Raw genomic sequence first — 22474 nt, 5'->3', positions numbered from 1 at the left:
GTTCAATTGGAGGAGAACATGGATGGTGAAACTATCAAAAGAAAATGTGGAAGATATTCTTAGTTTAACACCTATACAAGAGGGAATTTTGTTCCATCACTTGAAAAATCCCCATAGTGATGAGTATTTTGAACAACTCTCGATCGAGATTACCGGGGAAGTAAATGAAGGTATCTTTCGGCAAGCATGGGAGTCAGTGATTAGAACCAATGAAATGTTACGCACACTGTTTCGATGGGAGAAAGTAACAGCTCCTGTGCAAATTATTTTGAAAGAATATCCATTACAGTTGGAAATCTATGATTTACAGATGAATGACGAGGAACAAAAGCGAGCTATTCTTGAGAAAATAAAAGTGAAAGATCGAGATAAGAAGTTTGATCTCAACGATGTTCCATTTAGGATTACCTTGTGTAAATTAGAAGAAGAAAAGTATGAAATGATGATTAGCAACCACCATATTTTATATGATGGTTGGAGTAATGGAATTCTACTGAAGGAATTTTTAAATGCCTACCATCGGTATAACCAGTCAGAATCTTATGTCCTCCCTATAAAGAAAAAATACAAGGAATTTGTCAAATACATGAAGGATTTGGATCGAGGGCAACAAAAAGCTTTTTGGCAGGAGTATTTAAAGGGGTTTGATTTACAAACTAGGCTGGTTTCTAAAAACGTAAAAGATTCAATGGTACGAAGAGATCGTCATTACAAGATTCAATTTCCTAAAGAACAACTAGAGGAGTTTGCTAGAAAAAATGAAATTACCCTAGCAGCATTGATCTATAGTGTGTGGGGAATTGCATTGCAAAAGGCTAATAACTGTGAAGATATTGTCTTTGGTACAACAGTCTCTGGTCGATCAGAAACCTTTAATGGGGTCGAAGATCTTGTTGGATTATTTATCAATACAATCCCTTTACGGGTGAAAAGAAGCACCGATGAATCAGTTATTGATCTGATAAAAAGAGTGAACCAGACATTACAAAAGAGGAAAGAGCATGAAAATACCCCTCTTGTAGATATCAAAAAATATAGTGAGTTAGACGATAAGTCCAATTTATTTGATACCATTGTTGTTTTGGAAAACTATCCATTGGATCAATCTGTTATTAATAAAAATGATGGTTTGACCTTTACTTCGTATTCTTCATTTGAAATGACCAACTATGATTTGACCATAGGCGTGACCGTTTTGGATGATATTGAGGTTTGTTTTAGTTACAATGAGCAATTATTTGATTCATCAACCATTGAACGCTTGGCACATAGTTTCTCTTTAATTATGGATGGAATGATGCATCATCCCGAGCAAAAGGTAGAACAGATTGAAATCATAACGAAAGAAGAGAAAGAGCAAATTCTTAATGATTTTAATCATACTCGAGTCGATTTCTCCGAAAATAAGACGGTATGTCAATTATTTGAACAACAAGTTAGAAAGACCCCTGAACAAATCAGTGTGGTGTGCAAGGAGAAATTCGTCACTTATAAAGAGTTAGATGAGATGTCTAACCGTTTGGCCAATGTGTTGATCAAAAAGGGAGTTCAAAAAGGTGAGGTTGTCGGCATCATGGTGGAGCGTTCCATCGAAATGCTTGCAGGGATTATTGCTATCTTAAAAGCAGGATGTGCTTATTTACCGGTTGATCCTACATATCCTGAATCTCGAAAAAGACATATGTTTCAGGATAGTCATGTCCATCTCTTGTTGACTCAAAAACATTTAATAGACAGCTCTATATCTAAAGAGTTTACGGATCAAACGATTTTATTTTTGGATGATAGTGAGTTGTTTTCGGGGAATTCGAACAGACCAAACGTTGACTCTGATCCCACTGACTTGTTTTCCATCTTCTATACTTCGGGTACAACTGGAAAGCCAAAAGGGGTTATGGTAGAAAACCGTAATGTGGTTAATATTATTCGTTGGTTTGGTCAGAATTTCCGTGTAACAGAAAACACTAATATCTTACAAATGACTGATTATATTTTTGATCCCAGTATCGAGGACTTTTTTGGAACCTTGGTACATGGAGGGACATTGCATATTGCTGAAAAGGATGTCATCCTTAACAAACAGCAATTTTGTGACTATGTAGATCAACATCAAATCCATCTTATTAACTTTATACCAACAGTTTTAAAAGAATTACTATGTCATGATCGGAAATTGGAAAGTTTGCGTACAGTCATATCGGGTGGAGAGCCAATGGAAGAGTCTTTAAAAGACGAACTGATCGATAAAGGATATGAATTATATAACATTTATGGACCAACCGAAACAACGATTGATGCTTTATGCTGGAAATGTTCAACGAGTGAAAAGGTACTCTTAGGAAAGCCAGTTTCAAATGTAAGATGTTATATCCTTGATCAAGACCAAAATCTAGCTCCGATTGGATTCCCTGGTGAGTTATATATTGCAGGAGCAGGTGTAACCCGTGGATATTTGAATATGCCTGAATCTACCGATGAGAAATTTTTAAGTGATCCTTATATGCCTGGTGAAAGAATGTATAAAACAGGTGATCTTGGAAGGTGGCTTCCTACTGGAGAGATTGAGATGATCGGGAGGATCGATCATCAGGTTAAAATCCGGGGATATCGAATTGAGCTTGGGGAAATTCAACAGCAATTGTTAAGAGATGAAAAGGTGAAAGAGGCTGTCGTCGTTGATCAAGAAAATAAAGATGGCAAAAAGGTTCTTTGTGCGTATATCGTTTCTGAGACTCAAGTGGATGTAAAAGAGCTAAAAGAGTTTCTGGCTGTAGAACTGCCAGAATACATGATCCCTTCATATTTTGTTCAATTGGATCAGTTACCTTTAACACCAATCGGAAAAATTGACCGGAAGGCATTACCCGCTCCCGATCTGAATCACAAAAATAGTACTGTAGCTCCTCGGAATCAAACGGAGGTAGAGTTAGTCGAAATATGGTCTTCGGTTTTAGGAATCGAGAAAGAAACGATAAGTATCTATGATAATTTTTTTGAGTTGGGTGGAGACTCTATTCTCAGTATTCAAGTTGCTGGTAAAGCGATGCAAGTAGGATTACAAGTGACCGTAAGCCAAATGTTCCAATACCAGACAATCATAGAACTTGCACGTGTGGTTGATCGAAAACAAATGAAGCAGGAAGAGACAAATACACCAGAAACAGGAGAAGTTCTACTTACACCAATCCAAAAATGGTTTTTTGAGCAGGATTTAGAAAATCCTCATCATTGGAATCAATCAGTCTTGCTTGAAACGGAGCACAATATGAACTCTGAGTGGTTGAAGCAAAGCTTTCAGATATTGGCACGTTATCATGATAGCTTGAGGCTTCGCTATCATCAGCGAAATGGGGAGTGGAGTCAAGTTTATTCAGACTCTGATCCACATGTGTTATTTGATATTTATGATTTGTCGGATACGCCAATCATGGAGCGTCATGACAAAATGAGTCAGATTTTATCTGATCTTCAGTGTAGATTGAATATTACCGAAGGTCCAATCATGAGAGCAGCATTTTTTGATTATGGAAAAGAGCAGCGCGGAAAGCTGTTTATGACTGCGCATCATCTTGTTGTAGATGGTTACTCATGGCGGATTATCATTGAAGACTTACAAGGTATATATGAACAACTGAAAAATAAGGAGACCGTACAGCTTCCTCCAAAGAGCCTTTCTTTTAAGAAATGGTCAGAGTATTTATATGAGTATGCCCATTCCACTTCACTCAAGGAGGAGCTAGGTTATTGGTTGGACAAGGCTTCATCTTCAATCCATTCGATCCCTGTGGATCTCAAGAAAGGATTAAATACAGAGAAGTCCGCCCGTACGATTTCCGTTAAGTTGAGGAAGGACGAAACCCAATACTTGTTGTCTGATATTCATTCCGCATTCAAAACGAGGATTGATGATATTCTGCTTACGGCACTCTCTTTTACCTTTTCTTCATGGAATGGAGCAACACTGATTGATTTAGAAGGGCATGGAAGGGTTCCATTATTGAAAGAACATGATGTCTCCCGTACGATCGGTTGGTTTACCTGTGTGTATCCAATGGTTCTACATGGAGTCAATCCCGAAGAGCCAATGGCTAATTTAATAAAACAAGTGAAAGAAGATCTTCGGAAAGTTCCTCATGGTGGAATTGGATATGAACTTTTATATTATTTAGCAGATCAAGAAATTCGTGAAAAAATTACATCTAAACCAAGGGCTCAAGTAACTTTTAATTACCTTGGACAGTTTGAGCAGATATTAGAAAAGAGTAAGCTATTTAAAATTTCAGATGTAAATACAGGTTCTGCACGCGATTTAAATGGGATCAGAAGCCATTTGATCGATATCGATTGTATGATTGTCGATGGTGAGCTGAACATCGAGTGGAAGTATAGCACTCATAAGCATTTGCCAGAAACGATTCAGCGTTTAGCAGATGATTTCGTGTACCACTTGAGAAATACCATCCAATACTGTAAGGCGCAAACAATCTGCCAATTTACCCCCTCAGATTTTCCGCTAGTCGAGGTTGGGCAAAAGAAATTGGATGATTGGGTCGTACAATATAAAAACATCGAAGATATTTATCCACTTTCACCTGTCCAACAGAGTATGGTTTTTCATCACATTTATTCACCGGATTCATCTGTAACGGTAGAGCAAACGGTCTTTACGATCCACTCTCACCTAAATATCGAAGCTTTTAAAAAGACTTGGCAGACTCTGTTGGATCGACACGAGAGTTTAAGAGCTTCATACCATTGGGATGGATTGAAAGAGCCGATACAAGTGATCCATAAAGATATAAAAGTTCCTTTTGAAGTGATCGATTGGAGTGACATTCCAGAAGATGAGAGTCAACAAAAGCTAGATCATTTGCTCGAGGAAGATCGTAGAAAAGGATTTGACTTATCATCCACTCCATTGATGAGAGTGTTGGTCGTGAAGCGGAAAGATTCTCTTTATGAAGTGGTTTGGACACACCATCATCTTCAATTTGACGGTTGGTCTTCAGGGATCCTCCTCAAAGAGATTGGTTTGCTTTATAAGGCTTATTGTGACGGGGATTCTCTTAACCTAAACGATGCACTCTCTTTGAGAGAATATGTGAAATGGCTGCAAAAACAAGACCTAGAAAAAGCAGAAGACTTTTGGAAGCAAGCATTAAAAGGGTTTCAAACACCGATCCGGTTTAACCATATTTTCCCGACAAAGGTAAAAACGCAAGCAATATCCGCTTACGGGGATGTTGTTTATGAAGTGTCTGATGAAATCCAAGAAAAAATGAAATCATTTGCGAAAAAACATCGCATTACATTAAATACAATCGTGCAAGGTGCTTGGGCAATCCTTTTAAACCGTTATTCTGGAATCAATGATGTGGTTTTTGGTACCACTTCATCAGGTCGACCCGTGGATTTAAATCAATCGGATTCTATCATTGGATGTTTGATGAATACACAGCCATTTAGAATCAATGTGGATGATCATTACAGCCTTAAAGATTGGCTACAGAATTTACAGTTGAAACAAGCTGAAATGCGCCAATTTGAATATACTTCTCTCGCCGACATTCGGAATTGGAGTGAAGTTCCGAGGGATACAGCTCTCTTTGATCTATATGAAAGCATCGTTATTTTCGAAAATTATCCTTTTGAACTAGCATTAAAAGAAGGATTAGGATCTTTAAATGTGGCATCGATGCGAGTAGAGGAACAAATGGACTATCCCTTAACTGTCTATTGTAATTTACATCCGAAATTACACGTAAAGATTTTATTTGATCACCATTATTTAGATGAAGCTGAGGCCAATCAAATTCTTGGTCATCTGGTTCATATCATTCAGCAGATTTTGGCGTGTGAATCAGGTACCTTGGGTCAGCTTTCGATGATGTCCGAGCAAGAGATCCATGAAATTTTAGTCGGACGCAATCATACCTTGATGTATTATCCCAAAGAACAATGCTTTAACGACTTGTTTGAAGCACAAGTAAAGCTACACCCGCACCATACAGCGGTTATGCAGGATGGTGAGCGCTTATCTTATAGGGAATTGGATGTCCTCTCCAATCAATTGGCTCACAAGCTCATAAAAATGGGGGTTGGTCCAGAAGTACCTGTTGGGGTGTATGTGGAACGTTCGCTAAAGATGATCGTCGGAATTCTTGGGATCTTGAAAGCAGGAGGAGCTTTCCTACCTATTGATGTGAATTATCCTACTGAACGGCTCAAAATGATGTTAGAAGATGCAGAGGTACCTGTCTTGCTAACTGAGAATGCTCTCAAGTCCAAAGTTCAAAATGATGCATGTCAAACGGTCTGTTTGGATACTGAGTGGGACTTAGTTGTTCGAGAGCCAGAGACTCATCCTAAATCCAAGGTTCGCCCTGATCATCTGGCATATATCATTTACACTTCAGGTTCATCTGGAAAACCGAAAGGTGTGATGATGCCACATGAAGCAGTGGTTAGCCATTCGATTGACATGATCCACCGTTACCAAATCACACCAGAGGATCGTATTCTCCAGTTTTCTTCGATCAGTTTTGATATATCACTCGAGCAAATTCTTACGACATTGGCTGGAGGAGCGACTCTTGTTCTACGGGATCATAGCATTTGGACACCTTATCAATTTGCGAAAAAATGTGTGGAACTAGGGCTTACTGTGACGAATCTTCCTACCTCTTATTGGAACGAGGTCGTGCAAGAGTGGCATAATCGCCCAGAAATTATTCCAACTAGCAAGTTACGGTTAGTTGTTGTTGGTGGGGAACAGATGCCGGCGGAGAAAGTGTCACTTTGGGAAGAGCTTCCTTTGGAGCATATTCTTCTTTTAAATGCTTATGGGCCAGCTGAAACGGCGATGACCAGTACCTTGTATCCTGTTTCAGGAAAAGGAAACAAGAGTGCACATTTGAAATTCATTCCAGTAGGGAAGCCGCTTGCCAATCGACGGATTTATATTTTGGATGAGAGCATGAAACCACTTCCTGTTGGAGTCAAAGGTGAAATTTTCATCGGCGGAATTCCTTTAGCGAGAGGTTATCTAAATCATCCAGAGTTAACGAAAGAAAAATTTATTGAAGATCCATTTTACGATGGCTACGGTCAACGACTTTACCAAACTGGGGATCTAGGAAGGATGCTTGAAGACGGTAGTATTGAGGTTTTAGGAAGAAAGGATGATCAGACAAAAATTAGAGGTCATCGCATTGACATTGGTGAAGTGGAAACCGTTTTGAACCGATGCGCTCTTGTAAAAGATGGAGTTATCGTTGTGAAAGAAGGTAGTACAAGAGATAACTATCTGGTGGCTTATTATGTTGCTATAGACCCTGAAGGAGATAAAACATCGGAAATAAGAGAATTTCTACAGAATAAGCTTCCAGAGTACATGGTGCCATCATTTTTTATCCAAGTAGATCAGTTTCCTCTCAATCCAAATGGGAAAATCGATCGCAAAGCACTTACTCATATGACCATCATCACGAAACCTGAGGAGGAATTAGAGGTTCCACAAACGGAAATACAGAAGAAATTGGTTCAAATGTGGGAGGAACTCCTTGAAGTTGATGAAGTAGGAATGAATCAACACTTTTTTGAAATTGGTGGTCAATCTTTAAAAGCGATTACGCTCATTTCTGAAATACACAGGAAGTTTGATGTGGAGCTTCCATTGGCTAAAGTCTTTGAAATGCCAACCATTAAAGAGTTATCTGTACTGATTGAAGAAGCTTTAAAAAAGAAAACCACATACATGTCGATTGATCCTGTTGCAGAGCAGGAATTTTATGAAGTGTCGGCCGCTCAAAGACGAATGTACTTCGTTCATCAGCTCGGCGGAATGAGTACTAATTATAACATGCCCAGTGCTGTTATCATTGAGGGTAAAGTGGATCAAGAGCGAATGGAAAAATCGTTTAAAGCGTTAATCAACCGACATGAAATACTGAGAACTTCTTTTGAGCAGGTCGAGGGACAAATATTTCAAAGAGTGCATCAGAACGTTGACTTTGAACTTCAACGTTTAGAGATGAATAAAAATGATATAGATCGTTGGATGGAATCGTTTATTCAACCTTTTGCGTTGGAACATCCTCCTTTGTTCCGTGCTGCTATTGTTGAATTGTCACCATCAAAGTTTTTACTGATGTATGATATGCATCATATTGTGTCGGATGGTTTATCCATTAGTATTTTGATTAGAGAGTTTTTCAGTTTGTATGAAGGAAGAGAGTTGCCAGAGCTAAACTTACAATATAAAGATTTTGCAGCTTGGCAGAATGACTTGATTCATTCAGGGATACAAAAGCAAGAGGAATATTGGTTAGATCAATTTTCTCAAGAAATTCCACTCTTAGATCTGCCTACAGACTATCCTAGATCCGATGAACAAACATTTGAAGGCGATGAAGTGAGACTGAAATTAAGTAGTCGCTTAACATCAGAATTAAATCGGATCACTGTGGAACAAGGTGTCACCCTGTACTCAGTCTTATTATCGGCGTTTAATGTATTGTTGCACCAGTATACTTCTCAAGAAGATATTGTTGTAGGAAGTCCAGTGGCAGGAAGACGACATGCTGATTTGGAAAATCTAGTAGGAATGTTTGTTAATACACTTGCACTTAGAAATGATCCTAAACCTGAAACTACCTTGAAAAGTTTTATCAAAGAGGTGGCGAAAAATTCATTTGAAGCTCTTGAAAATCAGGACTATCCATTTGAGATGCTTGTCGAAAAACTAAATTTAAACAGAGATTTGAGTCGTCATCCTTTATTTGATGTGATGTTTGCATTTGAGAATGTTGACCTAAATAAGGCGCAAGTGGATGATTTTGATGTGATCCCTTACGAACATAAAAATAGAACGGCAAAATTTGATTTAGAACTGAAAGTGACTGAACTAGATGGTGAACTCGATTTGGTGATGGAGTATAGAACAGGTCTATTTAGCAACAGTACTATTGAGCGAATGACCCAACATTTGATTCGTATTCTTGAAGCTATGGTAGAGGATCTCACGATACCTATTGGGGAAATCGACCTGTTAACAACAGCAGAAAGAGACTTGTTGCTATTTGATATAAATCGTACAACCGTTCCATATCCTACATCAAAAACAATCAAAGAGTTATTTGAAGAGCAAGTGGAGCGAGATCCAGACCGTATAGCCATCGTATCGGGAGCAAAGAAGATAACTTATAAGGAACTGAATGAAAAATCGAATCAATTGGCAAGACACCTGATCGAAAAGGGAGCAAAACCAAATACAGTGATCGGAGTATTGGCGGAGCCTTCCATTGAAATGATTGTTGGTGTATGGGGCGTTATTAAGAGTGGAGCTACTTATCTTCCGATTGATCCTGAGACTCCAGAAGAACGGATTTGCTTTATACTTGAGTCCAGTGAATCAATGGCTCTTCTGACTCAGGCGCATTTATTACCAACAGTTACTGATTATCCAGGTGAAAAAATAGTACTAGAGAATCCAAAGTGGTTCACTGGCGATTGCTCAAATCCTAAAGATGTTGGTCAATCACATGATCCGATTTATTTGATTTATACTTCTGGAACCACGGGTCTGCCAAAGGGAGTACCCGTAAAAAATCAAAGTTTGGTTAACTACATTTCTTGGTTTACTCGTCAAGTAGCGATTAAAAGTAGTGATCGAACCATGTTGTTATCCTCTTTTGCATTTGACTTAGGATATACAGGCTTGTATTCAGCTTTGCTAAATGGATGTGAATTACATGTAGCGCCCAAGGATTTTTATACTGTTCCAGAAAACTTGCTAAAGTATTTAACAGATAACAAGATCACGTATATCAAGCTGACTCCATCCTTGTTTAACCTGATGGTTCATAACCCAATGATTGGGAAAGATCACAATCATTACGCATTAAGATTAGTAGTATTGGGTGGAGAAGAGGCCAAATACACTGATATTGTAAAATTTAACAGCTTATATCCTGAAGTAGAAATCATAAATCATTATGGACCTTCAGAGGCTACTATTGGTTCAATTGCGCATAAAATAAATGTTGCTCAACTGGATTGGCTTCATCATCGAACTATCATTGGAAAGCCGATCGATAATGTGAAGGTGTTTATTTTGAATTCTTATCTAAAACCTGTTCCAATCGGAGTAGCTGGGGAAATCTGTATTGCGGGTGATGGTTTAACAGAAGGCTATCTAAACCAAAATGAGATGAATGATGACCTGTTTGTTGAAGTCTCTTTTGGGGGTTATGAAAAAATTAGACTCTATCGAACAGGTGATTTAGGTAGATTTAACTCTCACGGAGAGATTGAATTTTTAGGACGGATAGATAGACAGCTTAAAATACGTGGATTCAGAGTAGAGCCAGATGAAATTGCTTCGATCCTGGTGCAACATCAGGCTGTATTAGATGCAATTGTTGTTGGTAAAAAAGATGGACACAACTTCAATGATCGTCTATGTGCGTATCTCGTGTTGCAAGAGGATATTGATGGATTGGAATTAAGACAATTCCTTTTAAACAGGCTTCCTTACTATATGATGCCATCTTCATTTATCAAGGTGGATCAAATCCCTCTCACGCCAAATGGGAAAATTAATTATCGAGCTCTTTCTGAACAAGTCGATCAGAGTGTGATCACAGTAGAGTATGAGACACCTATAGATCCGATTGAACAAAAAATCGCAGAAATTTGGTCAGAAATACTTGAGGTTGAACGAGTGGGTGTGAATGATCATTTCTTTGAACTTGGTGGAAACTCTTTAAAGGCTATGTTGTTAACAGCGGAGGTTCATAAGCAACTTCATGTCAATATTCCAATGCGTAGAGTGTTTCAAGCACCCACAGTTAAAGGAATGGGAGAGTATATAAAAGAAGCAGCTAAAAGTATTTATGCATCTCTCAAGCCATTAAAGAATTGTAAGCAATGTGAGCTTTCATCAGCCCAAAAAAGGTTGTATATCCTTAATCAGCTTGAAGGGATTGGTACAACATACAATATGCCAAGGGCGATCTTACTTGAAGGAGAGATCGATCTAGAAAGATTGAAAAAAGTGTTTACCAAGCTTGTCAATAGACACGAAGCATTTCGGACATTCTTTGAAATTGTAGATGGTGAACCGAAACAACGAATCCAAGAACATGTGGAAGTAGAAGTTGAGTATACCCATTGGGAAGAGGAGCTGAAGATCCATCCTGATGAAGAGATGGATGATCAGTTAAGAAAAATGATTGACTCATTTGTGCGACCTTTTGATTTAAGTCAAGCTCCTTTGCTAAGAGTAGGGATCATACGACTCCGTCCGGATCTACACATTCTGTTAACAGATATGCACCATATCATATCTGATGGACATTCAGTTCATATTTTGACCCGTGAATTTATGAATCTCTATGAAGGTAAAGAGATACCTGAGCTACAATTGCAGTATAAGGATTTTGCAGTGTGGCAGAATGAGTTTTTGAAGACAGAAGCTGCAGATCAACAGGAGAAATACTGGTTGGATGTACTTTCTGGAGAACTACCTGTGTTAAATATGCCAACCAATTATCCTAGACCTGTTTTGCAAAGCTTTGAAGGAGATCATTTAAACTTTGTGATCGGTAAGGACTTAAAAGAGCGGTTGGATCAGTTGTGTATGGAAACGGATGCAACACTTAATATGACTCTACTTGCGGCTTATACTGTTCTATTGTCTAAGTATACTTCACAGCAGGACTTGATTATTGGCTTACCCATTCTGGGGCGAACCCATTCAGATTTACACAATATTATTGGTATGTTTGCTAACACATTAGCGATTAGAAGTTTCCCTGAAAAGAATAAATCTTTTCTTCAACTGCTGTTAGAGGTGAGGGAAAACTTACTCAAAGCAGTTGAAAATCAAGATTACCAATTTGATTTACTTGTAGATCAGTTAAATATCAAAAGAGACCCAAGTAGAAGTCCTATCTTTTCAACTATGTTTGCCTTCCAAGATGCTCAAAAGACTCAAAATGTTATGGGGGATATTAAATTAACACCGATCAGTTATCGAAACCCTATTTCAAAGTTTGATCTGTTACTTTATGCAGAAAGTAGAGAAGACAACATTCATTTTGAGCTGGAGTATTCAAGCAAGCTGTTTGAAAAAGAGACGATGAAGAGAATGTCACAAGACTTTATTTCTGTCTTAGAGATGATTAGTTTGAATCGAGAAGTAACCATCGATGAGATCGAGATTGAAGGATTGGCAATCGAAAACAATGAAATTGAAAATGTGATCTTTAACTTTTTAGACTAGAAGTCAACTGTTTCAATCCCCTGCTCTTGAGAAAAGATCAGGGGATTCTATATGTAATGAGTGTTGTTAGATCAAAGATAAGAGGCTACAGACCTAAATTTTGGTCAGCAGCCTCCATAATAAATTTATTTATCTTCTACGAACAAGAGGCATAGTAATACAGCGAAACCCTCCACCTGATTTTATAATTTCTGAAATATCAACATGGACTAAGTGGAAGCCTCTTTGTTCTAATTCACGATTTAATTCATGGTATAGGGGTTGAGTGACAACTTTTTTCTCCCCAAGGGCGATCAGATTCACACAAAGTTGGAATTGTTCTTTCTCTGTCACTTCAATCAAGTCGTAACTGTCAGAAAGTAAATCTAATGATTCTTGAGGAAAAGCAGGTGAAAATATTAGAGCTTCATGGGCCGATATGGGGTTAAACACACAATCTAAATGTAAATACCTAGGATTAAAGGGGACAGGGGTTATATGATAGTCAGGCAATAAATTTTGTAATTCCCGTAAAACGGGTTCGCTGCTTCGATTTCCAATGCCGATCCAGACTTTTTTATCATCAATAATGACATCTCCACCTTCAATGGTCCCAGACTTTAGAGTGTGGTAGGAGATTCCACGTTGATCCAACATGTTTTGAAATATTTTTTCTTCGCCATTACGAATAGTCGTTTGCATGTTGCCGATAAAAATATTTTCCCCAATCGTAAAGGCGATATCTCGTGTAAATACTTGTTCGGGTAATTGGGAATCTGGAGGTATTAAGATGACTTCTACTTGGGCTTCTTCTAATGTAGATACTAATTTTTGATGTTGTTCGATGGCTACGTTCACCTGTATATTTTCTTCCACATAAGATCGTTGAGTTTCATTGATAATGTCAACAATGCGCATATACTGAGGTGTACATAACACGACTTGCTCAAGTTGACCATATTCTGAAAAGCAACGAGGTGTTTCTGCGATTTTCTGATGATCCAAGTGATGACCTCCTTTGAATTCCTAGTATGTAATTGTGGTCATTGATTAGCCAATATTAACACAAAGAAGACAATTAAACATCTTTCAGCTATGGCTGAAATCTAACAAGGATAGAAGGTTCATCTTATGAAATAGATTGATCAACATGATGATGGATTGTTGATCCATTTCCCTTTTGAATATCTTCAATAACAGATGGAAATCCGGGACTGAAAGGCTTGAAAAAACCCATACAATGGTGAGCTTTCCGATACTCATCAAACTCCATAAGAATTAAGTGAGCTTTTTTGATATTGTAATGTGGAACGGCTGGATACAAGTGATGAACGAGATGATATGGATCGTTGTGTGGATGAAAAAGAAATCGGGAAAGAAAACCACCAAATGAGTTTCGTGAAGCAAACAGGGCATTTTGACTTTTTAAACCTGCATGTTCCCCCATTTCAACCCAATAGCTAATGACTTGGTAGGTCGTTAGTAATGGAACCAACCAAAACAAAATCAATTCTTTCCAAAAACCAAACAGAATAGAAGCACTTATAATTAAAAGCCAATATCCTATGCGAATGCATCGTTCACTGATCGTTTCATCTTGAGAGAAAAAGTTGGCACTGATCGCTCCTTTGATGTAACCAGGTACATGAATTAAGATGAGTGGTCGAATCACATGTTTGAGTATAAATCGCCATCCTTTTTCCACAGGTTGATCTAAACCATTTAATTTGTAACGAATAAAATCAGGGTCTTTTTCAGTCCATAAATGACGGTGGTGCATAAAATGGGATTTTCGATACGTAGAGAAAGACTTAAGTACAGGAAAAGTGGCAAAAAAAGAGGAAATCCATCTATTCAGAAACCTGTTTTTGAACAACATGGCATGACTGGCCTCATGTGTCATATTGTCTAAACCGCGCATTCGGCTACCGATTAGTACGATACTAATGAGATACATCCAAATCGTAGGTATGATGTGAGCTAAATAAATAGCTATAGCAATGATGAGCCAATCCATAGCAAGAGCAAAAAAACCATACCAATTATTTCGAGTCTGTAACTTTCGAACTCGTTGTTCAATATCTTTAGGTATGGGTGTATTTGCAAGATATTCTTCAGGTGTTGAATGCAAAGTTGTATTCATTCTGACCTCCAATAGTTAATCAAGTTTATAGTTTTCTAATCTAATGTCTGGTTATTCATTTTAAAACAAACCAACTGACAAAAGCATAACCTCCAATCTCTAATGAAAATTGTCTAGCAACTTCATACTCTTTTCATTAAGTATATATGGAAACGTTTTCAAATTATAAAAAGAGTAAAAAGAGTTACTCAATTTAAATGGTAATACTTTATTATTCCAAATTCAATAAAATATAGTACCGAAATTTGCTTTATTGTACAAAATTTATTCTCTATTAAATTAGACTTATATATTTATAAAATGTAATTTTTAAATTGTTATATCAGTATAATTTAAGTTGAACCACCTAGTGTGAAACTACATACTAGGTGGTGTGGAATTTTCGGACTACTTACTCCTCTTATTTACATCAAATCTAGTTGATTGACTTAGTATTTTTCTTTTTCCTATATTGATATTCAAAGATAGGTAAAAGGATGGATATGACTACAAATATCCCCATAACGACCAAGAATGAGGGGAGTCCCCATTGTTTCATGATAAAAAAGCTACTTACTCCTACAAGTGGTCCTAAGATACTAAGAGTTATTGTGGTAATGGGCATTGAGTTCTTTGTTGTTGATTTTTTATTCCAAGATATGGACTTCCTTATCATCCAGTTCGGAATTTGTATGGGTTGATCCTGATCTGATTGATGTAAGCGGATCACAAACCAGAAGCGCTGTAAGATTAAAATAGAGCTAATCAAAATTAAGATGAAACTTGTTAACAATAAGCCATAGTTGACAGGCACAACATCAACTCGGACAATTTCCGATGTGATCATCTCGATAAATGAAACAATGAGTCCACATAGGAGGAGGAGTAAACCATACAACAAAACACCTACATGGAGTGTATCAAGATTTGTCCAAGATCGGAGATAGGAACAACGTTTGATCAACATTTGATTACATTCTTGGGGGTCTTTGGGTAGCTGGTCGAGTCCTAGGTCATTCAGTACTTTCTTCTGAAATGATCTTTGAACAATGATTGAGATCGCTCCAATGACAGCACCGCTTGAACTCATAAAAATAATATATAGAATATCTAGGATACTTAACATTTGGTACTCCTTTCGAATTTAGGTAATGGAAATTTCGGTCTAGGGTAAGTTGTGAGTCGTCTTAGGTTTGGATTAGTGGTTATCCACATGCTAGCTGGCTTATTCTTTATCTCGCTGAAGTGAATCTTTTTTGTGGAGAGCTATAGGAACCATAGGATGAGTGCGGGACAAATAATCCCAGTCATTATTGCAGCTACTCCAATGGATAGTGGAAGTTGGGATATAAGGTTGGGAATAAGCGAGTTTGAGTGAGTTAACCAATCACCAAGCTGATCGAACCAGGATGGAGAGGAGCTAGGGGGTTGGAAAGATTCAGGCCAATCAATCTGATGTTGGATGAAGTCTAATTGTTGTTTTAGTTCTGGCTCCTCCTGCTTTAGTTGTTCAATCATACTTTGGATCTCATCGAGCTCTTTCGGGCTTGGGTTTTGGTTCATGGACAGAGCCCTCCCTGAATGAATTTTTCAAAAACTGAATGGAATAATGTAGCTTTGATTTCACAGTCCCTAGGGGGAGGTGAAGAATCTGTGCGATTTCTTTCCCCTTAAAACCTTGGAAATAAGCTAATATTAAGACTGAGCGATTGGGTTCGTCTAATAGATTTAAGCATTGTTGGATAATCATCTTCTGTTCAATCATTTCCTCAGTTTGAAAGGACTTCAACCTGTGTTCAACCTCTTGTAAAGAAACTCTTTTACTCTTTGCCTCTTTTCTCATTTCATCAATAAATAAATGATAGGCAATTCGATGAATCCATGTCCGAAACTGTGCTTTTTTTGGATCAAAAGTAGTTTTGTTCTTTAATACTCGTATAAAGGTTTCTTGGACAATCTCTTCAGCTAGGCTTCGATTGGGCATGAGTAGATAAATATATTGATAAACATCCCGAGCATACTTTTGATAAAGTATAGTAAAAGCTTCGGAAGAGCCCTCTTGCCAGCGTCTGATCCATTGTTGCTCAGTGAGCTGGTTCATTTTAGCCTCCTAATCAAGTTCTATAAACATATACGATTGTGGAGGTGAAAGGGTTCAAAAAGAAATAAAATTTAAGTTGTAGATACGATAAGAATTGTTGTGTTGAGCAAAAAAGGCGACTTCGATGTGAGAGTCGCCTTTTTAAATGATTTAATTTAATGGAATAAGTATTTTATATAGGTGAAAGATCATAAGGATTGAATGTATTGAGTCATGAGCTCGATGGCTATGGGGATGGCTTCTTCGTTGGGCTCGATTTTGGGATGGTGAAGACCATAGGGGGTTTCGACTCCGAGCCAAAACATGAACCCAGGAATTTCTTGTAGGAAATAACCAAAGTCCTCTCCAGTCATCGCTTCTTTACATTCGATCAGTTGGTAAGATGTATTTGTTTTCACCCAGTTCATAAAAGAGTGGGTCCATGTCTCTTCGTTGAAGACTTGACAGTAGTTAGCTCCCCAATCAATATTTGCTCGACAATTCAAACCTGTTTCGATCCCTTGAACGCATGAGGTAATTCTTTGTTTTACTTGTTCCATAGACTCCATGGAGCATGTTCGAATCGTCCCTTCGAGGCGAGCATGGTCCGCAATAATATTTTGTTTCGTACCTGCACTCATTTTTCCGATGGTAACGACTACTGAATCAAGTGGATCGATGTTACGCGAAACAATGGTTTGTAGTTGGATGGCTAATTGGGAAGCGGCAATCACCATATCATTTGCTTGATGGGGATAAGCGGCATGTCCACCTTTTCCATGTAAGTCAATAAAGAGTTCAGAGGTATTCGCAAATAAAATTCCTGGACGAGTAGCAATGGTTCCGACTGGGTACTCAGGAGCGATATGCAAGGCAAAAATGACATCAGGTTTCCAAGCGTGAAACTCTTTACTGGCTAACATAGGTAAGGCACCACCAGGACCTTCTTCAGCAGGTTCAAAAATAATAATCAGATCATCGTCGATCGGATGTTCAACAAAATAAGAGAGAACACCAAATGCGATGGCCATATGAAGGTCATGCCCACATGCATGCATATATTCCTCATGTTGAGATCGGAAGGGATAGTTGGTTTGTTCTACGATGGGTAAGCCATCCATGTCAGCACGATAACCGATCCGACGCTTTGGAGATTTACCACGTATTTTGACTAATATACCTGTCCGCCAAGTTTGAATCTCGATTCGATGGGTAGGGAGTCGCTTTAAATAAGTGAGTAATAGATTTTGAGTTTTTACCTCAGCAAATCCGGGTTCCGGAATTTGGTGTAGCTCTCTACGTAACTGAATACATGAATCGTTAATCGCTGATCGCATATGGAAACTCCTTTAGGACAACAAATATTCTTGGATATACTCTTCTAAAGAGTGAGTAAAGAAATGAATCTCATCTGTAGTAAGAGTGAGTGGAGGAAGAAGGCGAATCACTGTTTTAGCGGTCACATTGACTAATATTCCTTTTTTCATCAGTGTGTGTTGTAAATGAGCGACTTGTTCTTGTGTACAATGTGTGCGAATACCAATCATCATTCCACGCCCATCCATATCATCGATGACTTGAGGATAGGTTTCTTGTAAACGATTTAGATTCTTCCATAGTTCTTGTGCAATTTGGTTGCCTTGTTCCAAGACCCCATCATCAAGTAAGGCGTCTAATACAGCATTGCCCATCGCTGCACTTAATGGTGAAGGAGCAAATGTGGTTCCATGATCACCTGGTTGGAAGATGTGAGCTGTTTTTTCATTGGAAATGATACCTCCAAGTGGCAATCCTCCACCAACTCCTTTGGCAAAAAGAATGAGGTCTGGTTGTAATCCTAATCCTTGATAGGCAAAGAGCGTCCCTGTTCGTCCCATACCTGTTTGAATTTCGTCTACACAGAATAACATTTGATGCTGAGTGCAAAGGGTTTGGACTGTATGTAAAAACTCTTTACTAAGACTTACAACTCCTCCAGCCCCTAAGATCGGTTCAACCAGAACGGCTGCAGGTTGGTGTAGCTCACATACTTGTCTGAGTTCATCAGTTGAATAGGCATCAACTTCATAGACAGGGAAGTCCAATTGGGGATAATCTTGATAAACAGAGGGCTGTCTAGTTAAACGCATGGCACCAAGAGTACGACCATGAAAACTGTTTCTGATGACTACAATGCCACTTTTTCCATGATTCTCTTTAACGGTCCATTTGAAAATCAGTTTGATCGCGGCTTCGGTGGACTCTGCACCTGAATTACAAAAGTATACTTTCCCTTGACCCAATGAATTCTTAACCAAGCGCTCTGCAAGTTGAATAGCTGGAGGGTTTAAAAATAAATTGGAAATGTGTAAGAAACGATGACCTTGCTCATCAAGGGCTTTCATGACACGTGGATGAGAATGTCCAAGAACGTTGACAGCTAAACCCGTAAATAGATCTAAGTAACGAGTTCCATGGGTGTCATAAAGATAATTTCCTTTTGCTCGATCAATGGCAAGGGGTAAGCGTTTGACAGTAGACATGATATATTGTTGATCTAACTGATTCCAATGAGACATAATGACTCCTCCTCATACAAAAGAAGGCCCCAAAGGGCCAATAAATGAATATTTCCAATGAAACTTAGAGTTCACGTAAAGCTTGAATCACTTCTGTTTTTGAACGAGTCCGCTCATCGGCCTTTTTAATGACACGTGCGGGAGTGCCAGCTACAACAGAGTTTTCAGGAACGTCGTCAGTCACAATTGCACCAGCGGCAACGACGGAACCTTTTCCAACACGTACTCCCTCTAAAATCACAGCATTTGCTCCGATGACGACTTCGTCTTCAATGATCACAGGTGTTGCAGATGGAGGCTCAATCACTCCAGCAATGACAGCCCCTGCACCAATATGACAGTTGTTTCCGATCGTTCCCCGACCGCCAATGATCGCATTCATATCGATCATGGTGCCTTCACCGATTACAGCCCCAATATTAATGACTGCACCCATCATAATTACAGCGTTTTTACCAATTTCTACATGATCACGAATGAGTGCTCCAGGCTCGATTCGAGCATGAATGTGTTTGAGATCTAAAAGGGGGATTGCGGAATTTCGGCGGTCTTGTTCGATGACAAAGTCCTCAATCTTATCTTGGTTTTCAATTATTATGGGTTCTATCACTTTCCAATCACCAAAAATGATTCCTACATGACCATTGATAAATGTTTGTATTTCGTCGCCGAAATTAATTTCAGCTAATTGTCCTTTCATATGTACCTTAATAGGTGTTTTCTTTTCACTTTTTTGGATAAATTCAATAATTTGTTGTCCATCCATCCACTTCATATCATCAGGCATCCTCTCTGCACAAAGGTCATTCAGAAGTCAAGATGAGTATAGCATAATCAATCACTCATCAAAAGAAGCGAAAAATAGGTAAAAAAAAAAAGCAGCAATTAGCTGCTAATTATAGACCACCTGGTTCACTACTTGATGCATTGATGTAAGTATCTGATGCTACTTGATGAGAATCAACTTGTCCTAGAGAGGCAGCGAACACTGTAGAGAAAACCAGCGTTGCGATTACAAAACTAAATAGTTTCTTCACTAAATTCTACCTCCAAAGATTTTTTATATTCTTTTTTTACATTATACATGTTCCGTATGCAATTTTCAAATTGTTCTTCATCTTTTTCTTCCCAACAACGGGCAAGGCTGAACCAGATTTGAAATTCTTTATCTTTATAATCGTGTTTTTTGGCGATCTGTAGGGCTTTTTGATAGTAGGAGACAGCCTCATCAATTTTATAAATGATTTGACAAAGATCCCCCATGATGAGCAAGCTGGAGCTTAGTCGAGGTGCATCATCAAATTTTTCAGCATATTGGATGGCGGTAAGGAGAGATTGATACGCCTCTTCATTTCGACCTTGCTTCATATAAAGAATTCCAAGACGAGAATAGGCAGTGGTGAGACGTTGGTCATCAGGGAATTTTCCTTCTAGTTTTAAGGCCATTGAAAATGAAACTTCTGCGGTTGCCCATTCTTTCAATGAAGTATAGACACTTCCCAACACAACCCAAAGATCAAACATACTGTCATAAACTTTGTTGCGGCGAGAAATATCAATACCTTCTTCGGCGACTTGAATGGCTTCGTCTGACATGCCAGAAAGGCGTGAAAATTCAGCGCGTAACCAATAAAATCCTAAACGGGTTGTGATGTCATCGATGATTTTGATCTCACTCCAAATCTCTTGGATGAGACGCATGCCTTCTGTAATCCGACCTAAACGTTGTAGATAGACACCTTTGTTTCGATAAAGTAAGCTTTTGATATGTTGATTTTCACCGTTTTCAACGAAAGCATTGATTCCTTCATTAGTGTAATCTAATGCTTGCTCTAGATTGTTTTGATAATAGCTGACTAATCCAAGTAAAAGATAACTAGCAGATTCCATGTTATTCTCTTTATAAGGATTTTGCTGAGAAATTCTTAACGCATTATAGAGAGCACGTTCTCCCTGCTTCCATTTACGTTTTCCAAGGTAACATTTGCCTTTGAGATAAAAGGCTTGGGCGATGTAAGGATGGTTATCATCTAGTTCAAGTTCTTCTAATTTTTCAAGAGCCTCATTGATTTGACCAATTTTTCTGAGAGTTGAGACGGTAAGCAATTTAAACTTTACTTTTCTTAATTCTTCTTGTTCTTTTACCAACATTTCAGGAAGTTTATTCATGGGGAGGTCCAATTTTTCCAAAAGATATGTAATTTTCTCAGGGCTTACATGGGCCACCCCACGTTCGATGTTACTAACTGTTGCTGGAGAGATATTATCATCAGCTAGGTCTTCTAAACGTAAACCACGTTCTTTACGTACTTTACGAATGACCTCGCCCATTTCGTGTAGGGCTAGTTGTTTCATACCGATCACCTCGAAATAGAGTTCTGAATAATATTATAGTACACCTTTTTAAAATAATTGGGAATGGATATTTTTTAATTTTTTTAAAGCTAAACTTAAATAGGTCTAAATAAATGTTTATTTACCAGTCTATAGTCCCAGATGTTGATAATTTGTTTGAAAAAGGTAATAAAAATAGTAAGGGTTTTTTTGTTATTGACGGGAGGTATTCATGAATGATCAAGCCATTTTTTTTTGAGTTTATACGCCGGCTAAAAGAACAGCAGATTTTTGACCTTTCTGCGCAATTAGCATACTACTTTCTAATGTCTATATTCCCTTTTTTACTGTTAGCAGTCACCTTACTCGGTTATTTACCCATTTCTAGTAAAGATATTCTACAGTTTGTACGACCTTATGCACCTGAAGATACATACCTACTACTTGCCTCTAATCTGGCTACGATCTTAGATGAACAGCGTGGAGGGATTCTGTCCTTTAGTATTATTGCGACTACTTATCTGGCATCAGCAGGGTTTCAATCGATTGTTCGTATTATGGATACAGCATACGAAGTGGAAGAAGATCGTCCTTTTTGGAAGGAGGCGGTTCTTGGTTTTTTCTTGATGTTGGGGATTTTGCTTGCTTTAATTATTTCGCTGGTCCTCCCTGTGTTTGGAAAGATGATTGGGAGTTATTTATTTGCTTTATTAGGTCTGACAGATGGAACTTTTACTCTGCTCAACTGGATCCGTTGGATTTTAAGTAGTGGCGTTTTATTGATTGCCTTTATCAGTTTATACAAATTTTCTCCTAATATAAAAGTGAAATTTAGGCAGGTGCTCCCCGGTTCTTTATTTGCCACGATTGGTTGGCAGTTAAGTTCCCTAGGTTTTGCTTACTATGTTTCACCAACGAGATATTCTCATATCTATGGGAATCTTGGGGGGCTAATCGTCCTAATGATCTGGTTCTATTTGACAGCCATGATTTTAATTTTGGGAGCTCTGATCAATGCAACATTAAGTAAAGTAAGGTCTAAAAGTATGAGTTAGGTGATGATTATCAATCCGCATTCTACCGGTGCTCAATTTTCGCAAAATAAATGGATGAGA

11 protein-coding genes are annotated in these 22474 nt (G+C 38.3%); 2 read left to right on the top strand and 9 right to left on the bottom strand.

The window, feature by feature from the left end:
• Nucleotides 1–22: 22 nt before the first annotated feature.
• Nucleotides 23–12286 carry a non-ribosomal peptide synthetase gene (locus EDD58_RS03175; RefSeq protein WP_131923373.1) on the top strand — a complete coding sequence of 4088 codons (12264 nt, stop codon included), beginning with the start codon at nt 23–25 and terminating at the stop codon, nt 12284–12286.
• Nucleotides 12287–12415: 129 nt separating this feature from the next.
• On the opposite strand, the gene EDD58_RS03170 is transcribed toward EDD58_RS03175, so the two are convergent.
• The 9 genes from EDD58_RS03170 to EDD58_RS03130 form a co-directional block, all read right to left on the bottom strand.
• The gene (locus tag EDD58_RS03170) at nt 12416–13270 is read right to left on the bottom strand and encodes a dimethylarginine dimethylaminohydrolase family protein (protein ID WP_243648631.1); all 855 of its coding nucleotides are present in this window, start codon (nt 13268–13270) and stop codon (nt 12416–12418) included.
• 124 nt (nt 13271–13394) lie between these two features.
• A complete protein-coding gene (locus EDD58_RS03165; protein WP_131923372.1) occupies nt 13395–14408 on the bottom strand; it encodes a fatty acid desaturase family protein in 1014 nt (337 codons plus the stop codon).
• A gap of 415 nt (nt 14409–14823) precedes the next feature.
• Nucleotides 14824–15513, bottom strand: a complete 690-nt coding sequence (locus EDD58_RS03160) for a hypothetical protein (protein ID WP_131923371.1) — start codon at nt 15511–15513, stop codon at nt 14824–14826.
• A gap of 140 nt (nt 15514–15653) precedes the next feature.
• Nucleotides 15654–15950 (bottom strand): hypothetical protein, encoded by a 297-nt coding sequence (locus EDD58_RS03155; protein ID WP_131923370.1) that lies wholly within the window; start codon nt 15948–15950, stop codon nt 15654–15656.
• Entirely contained in the window at nt 15916–16488 is a 573-nt protein-coding gene (locus EDD58_RS03150; RefSeq protein ID WP_131923369.1) for an RNA polymerase sigma factor, read from the bottom strand. The genes EDD58_RS03155 and EDD58_RS03150 overlap by 35 nt, the downstream gene beginning before the upstream one ends.
• Before the next feature lie 188 nt (nt 16489–16676).
• Nucleotides 16677–17804, bottom strand: a complete 1128-nt coding sequence (locus tag EDD58_RS03145) for an N-acetyldiaminopimelate deacetylase (protein WP_131923368.1) — start codon at nt 17802–17804, stop codon at nt 16677–16679.
• A 12-nt stretch (nt 17805–17816) separates the two neighbouring features.
• Nucleotides 17817–19025 carry an aspartate aminotransferase family protein gene (locus tag EDD58_RS03140; RefSeq protein ID WP_131923367.1) on the bottom strand — a complete coding sequence of 403 codons (1209 nt, stop codon included), beginning with the start codon at nt 19023–19025 and terminating at the stop codon, nt 17817–17819.
• Nucleotides 19026–19089: 64 nt separating this feature from the next.
• A complete protein-coding gene (gene dapD, locus EDD58_RS03135) occupies nt 19090–19800 on the bottom strand; it encodes a 2,3,4,5-tetrahydropyridine-2,6-dicarboxylate N-acetyltransferase (protein WP_131923366.1) in 711 nt (236 codons plus the stop codon).
• A gap of 245 nt (nt 19801–20045) precedes the next feature.
• Nucleotides 20046–21380 (bottom strand): tetratricopeptide repeat protein, encoded by a 1335-nt coding sequence (locus EDD58_RS03130; protein WP_243648644.1) that lies wholly within the window; start codon nt 21378–21380, stop codon nt 20046–20048.
• A 215-nt stretch (nt 21381–21595) separates the two neighbouring features.
• Between EDD58_RS03130 and EDD58_RS03125 the strand changes: the two genes are divergently transcribed.
• Entirely contained in the window at nt 21596–22414 is an 819-nt protein-coding gene (locus EDD58_RS03125; protein WP_131923364.1) for a YihY/virulence factor BrkB family protein, read from the top strand.
• Nucleotides 22415–22474: the final 60 nt, after the last annotated feature.

The sequence above is a fragment of the Hazenella coriacea genome (assembly GCF_004341825.1).
Lineage (GTDB): Bacteria > Bacillota > Bacilli > Thermoactinomycetales > Thermoactinomycetaceae > Hazenella > Hazenella coriacea.
This window is presented reverse-complemented; position numbering and strand designations above follow the sequence as displayed.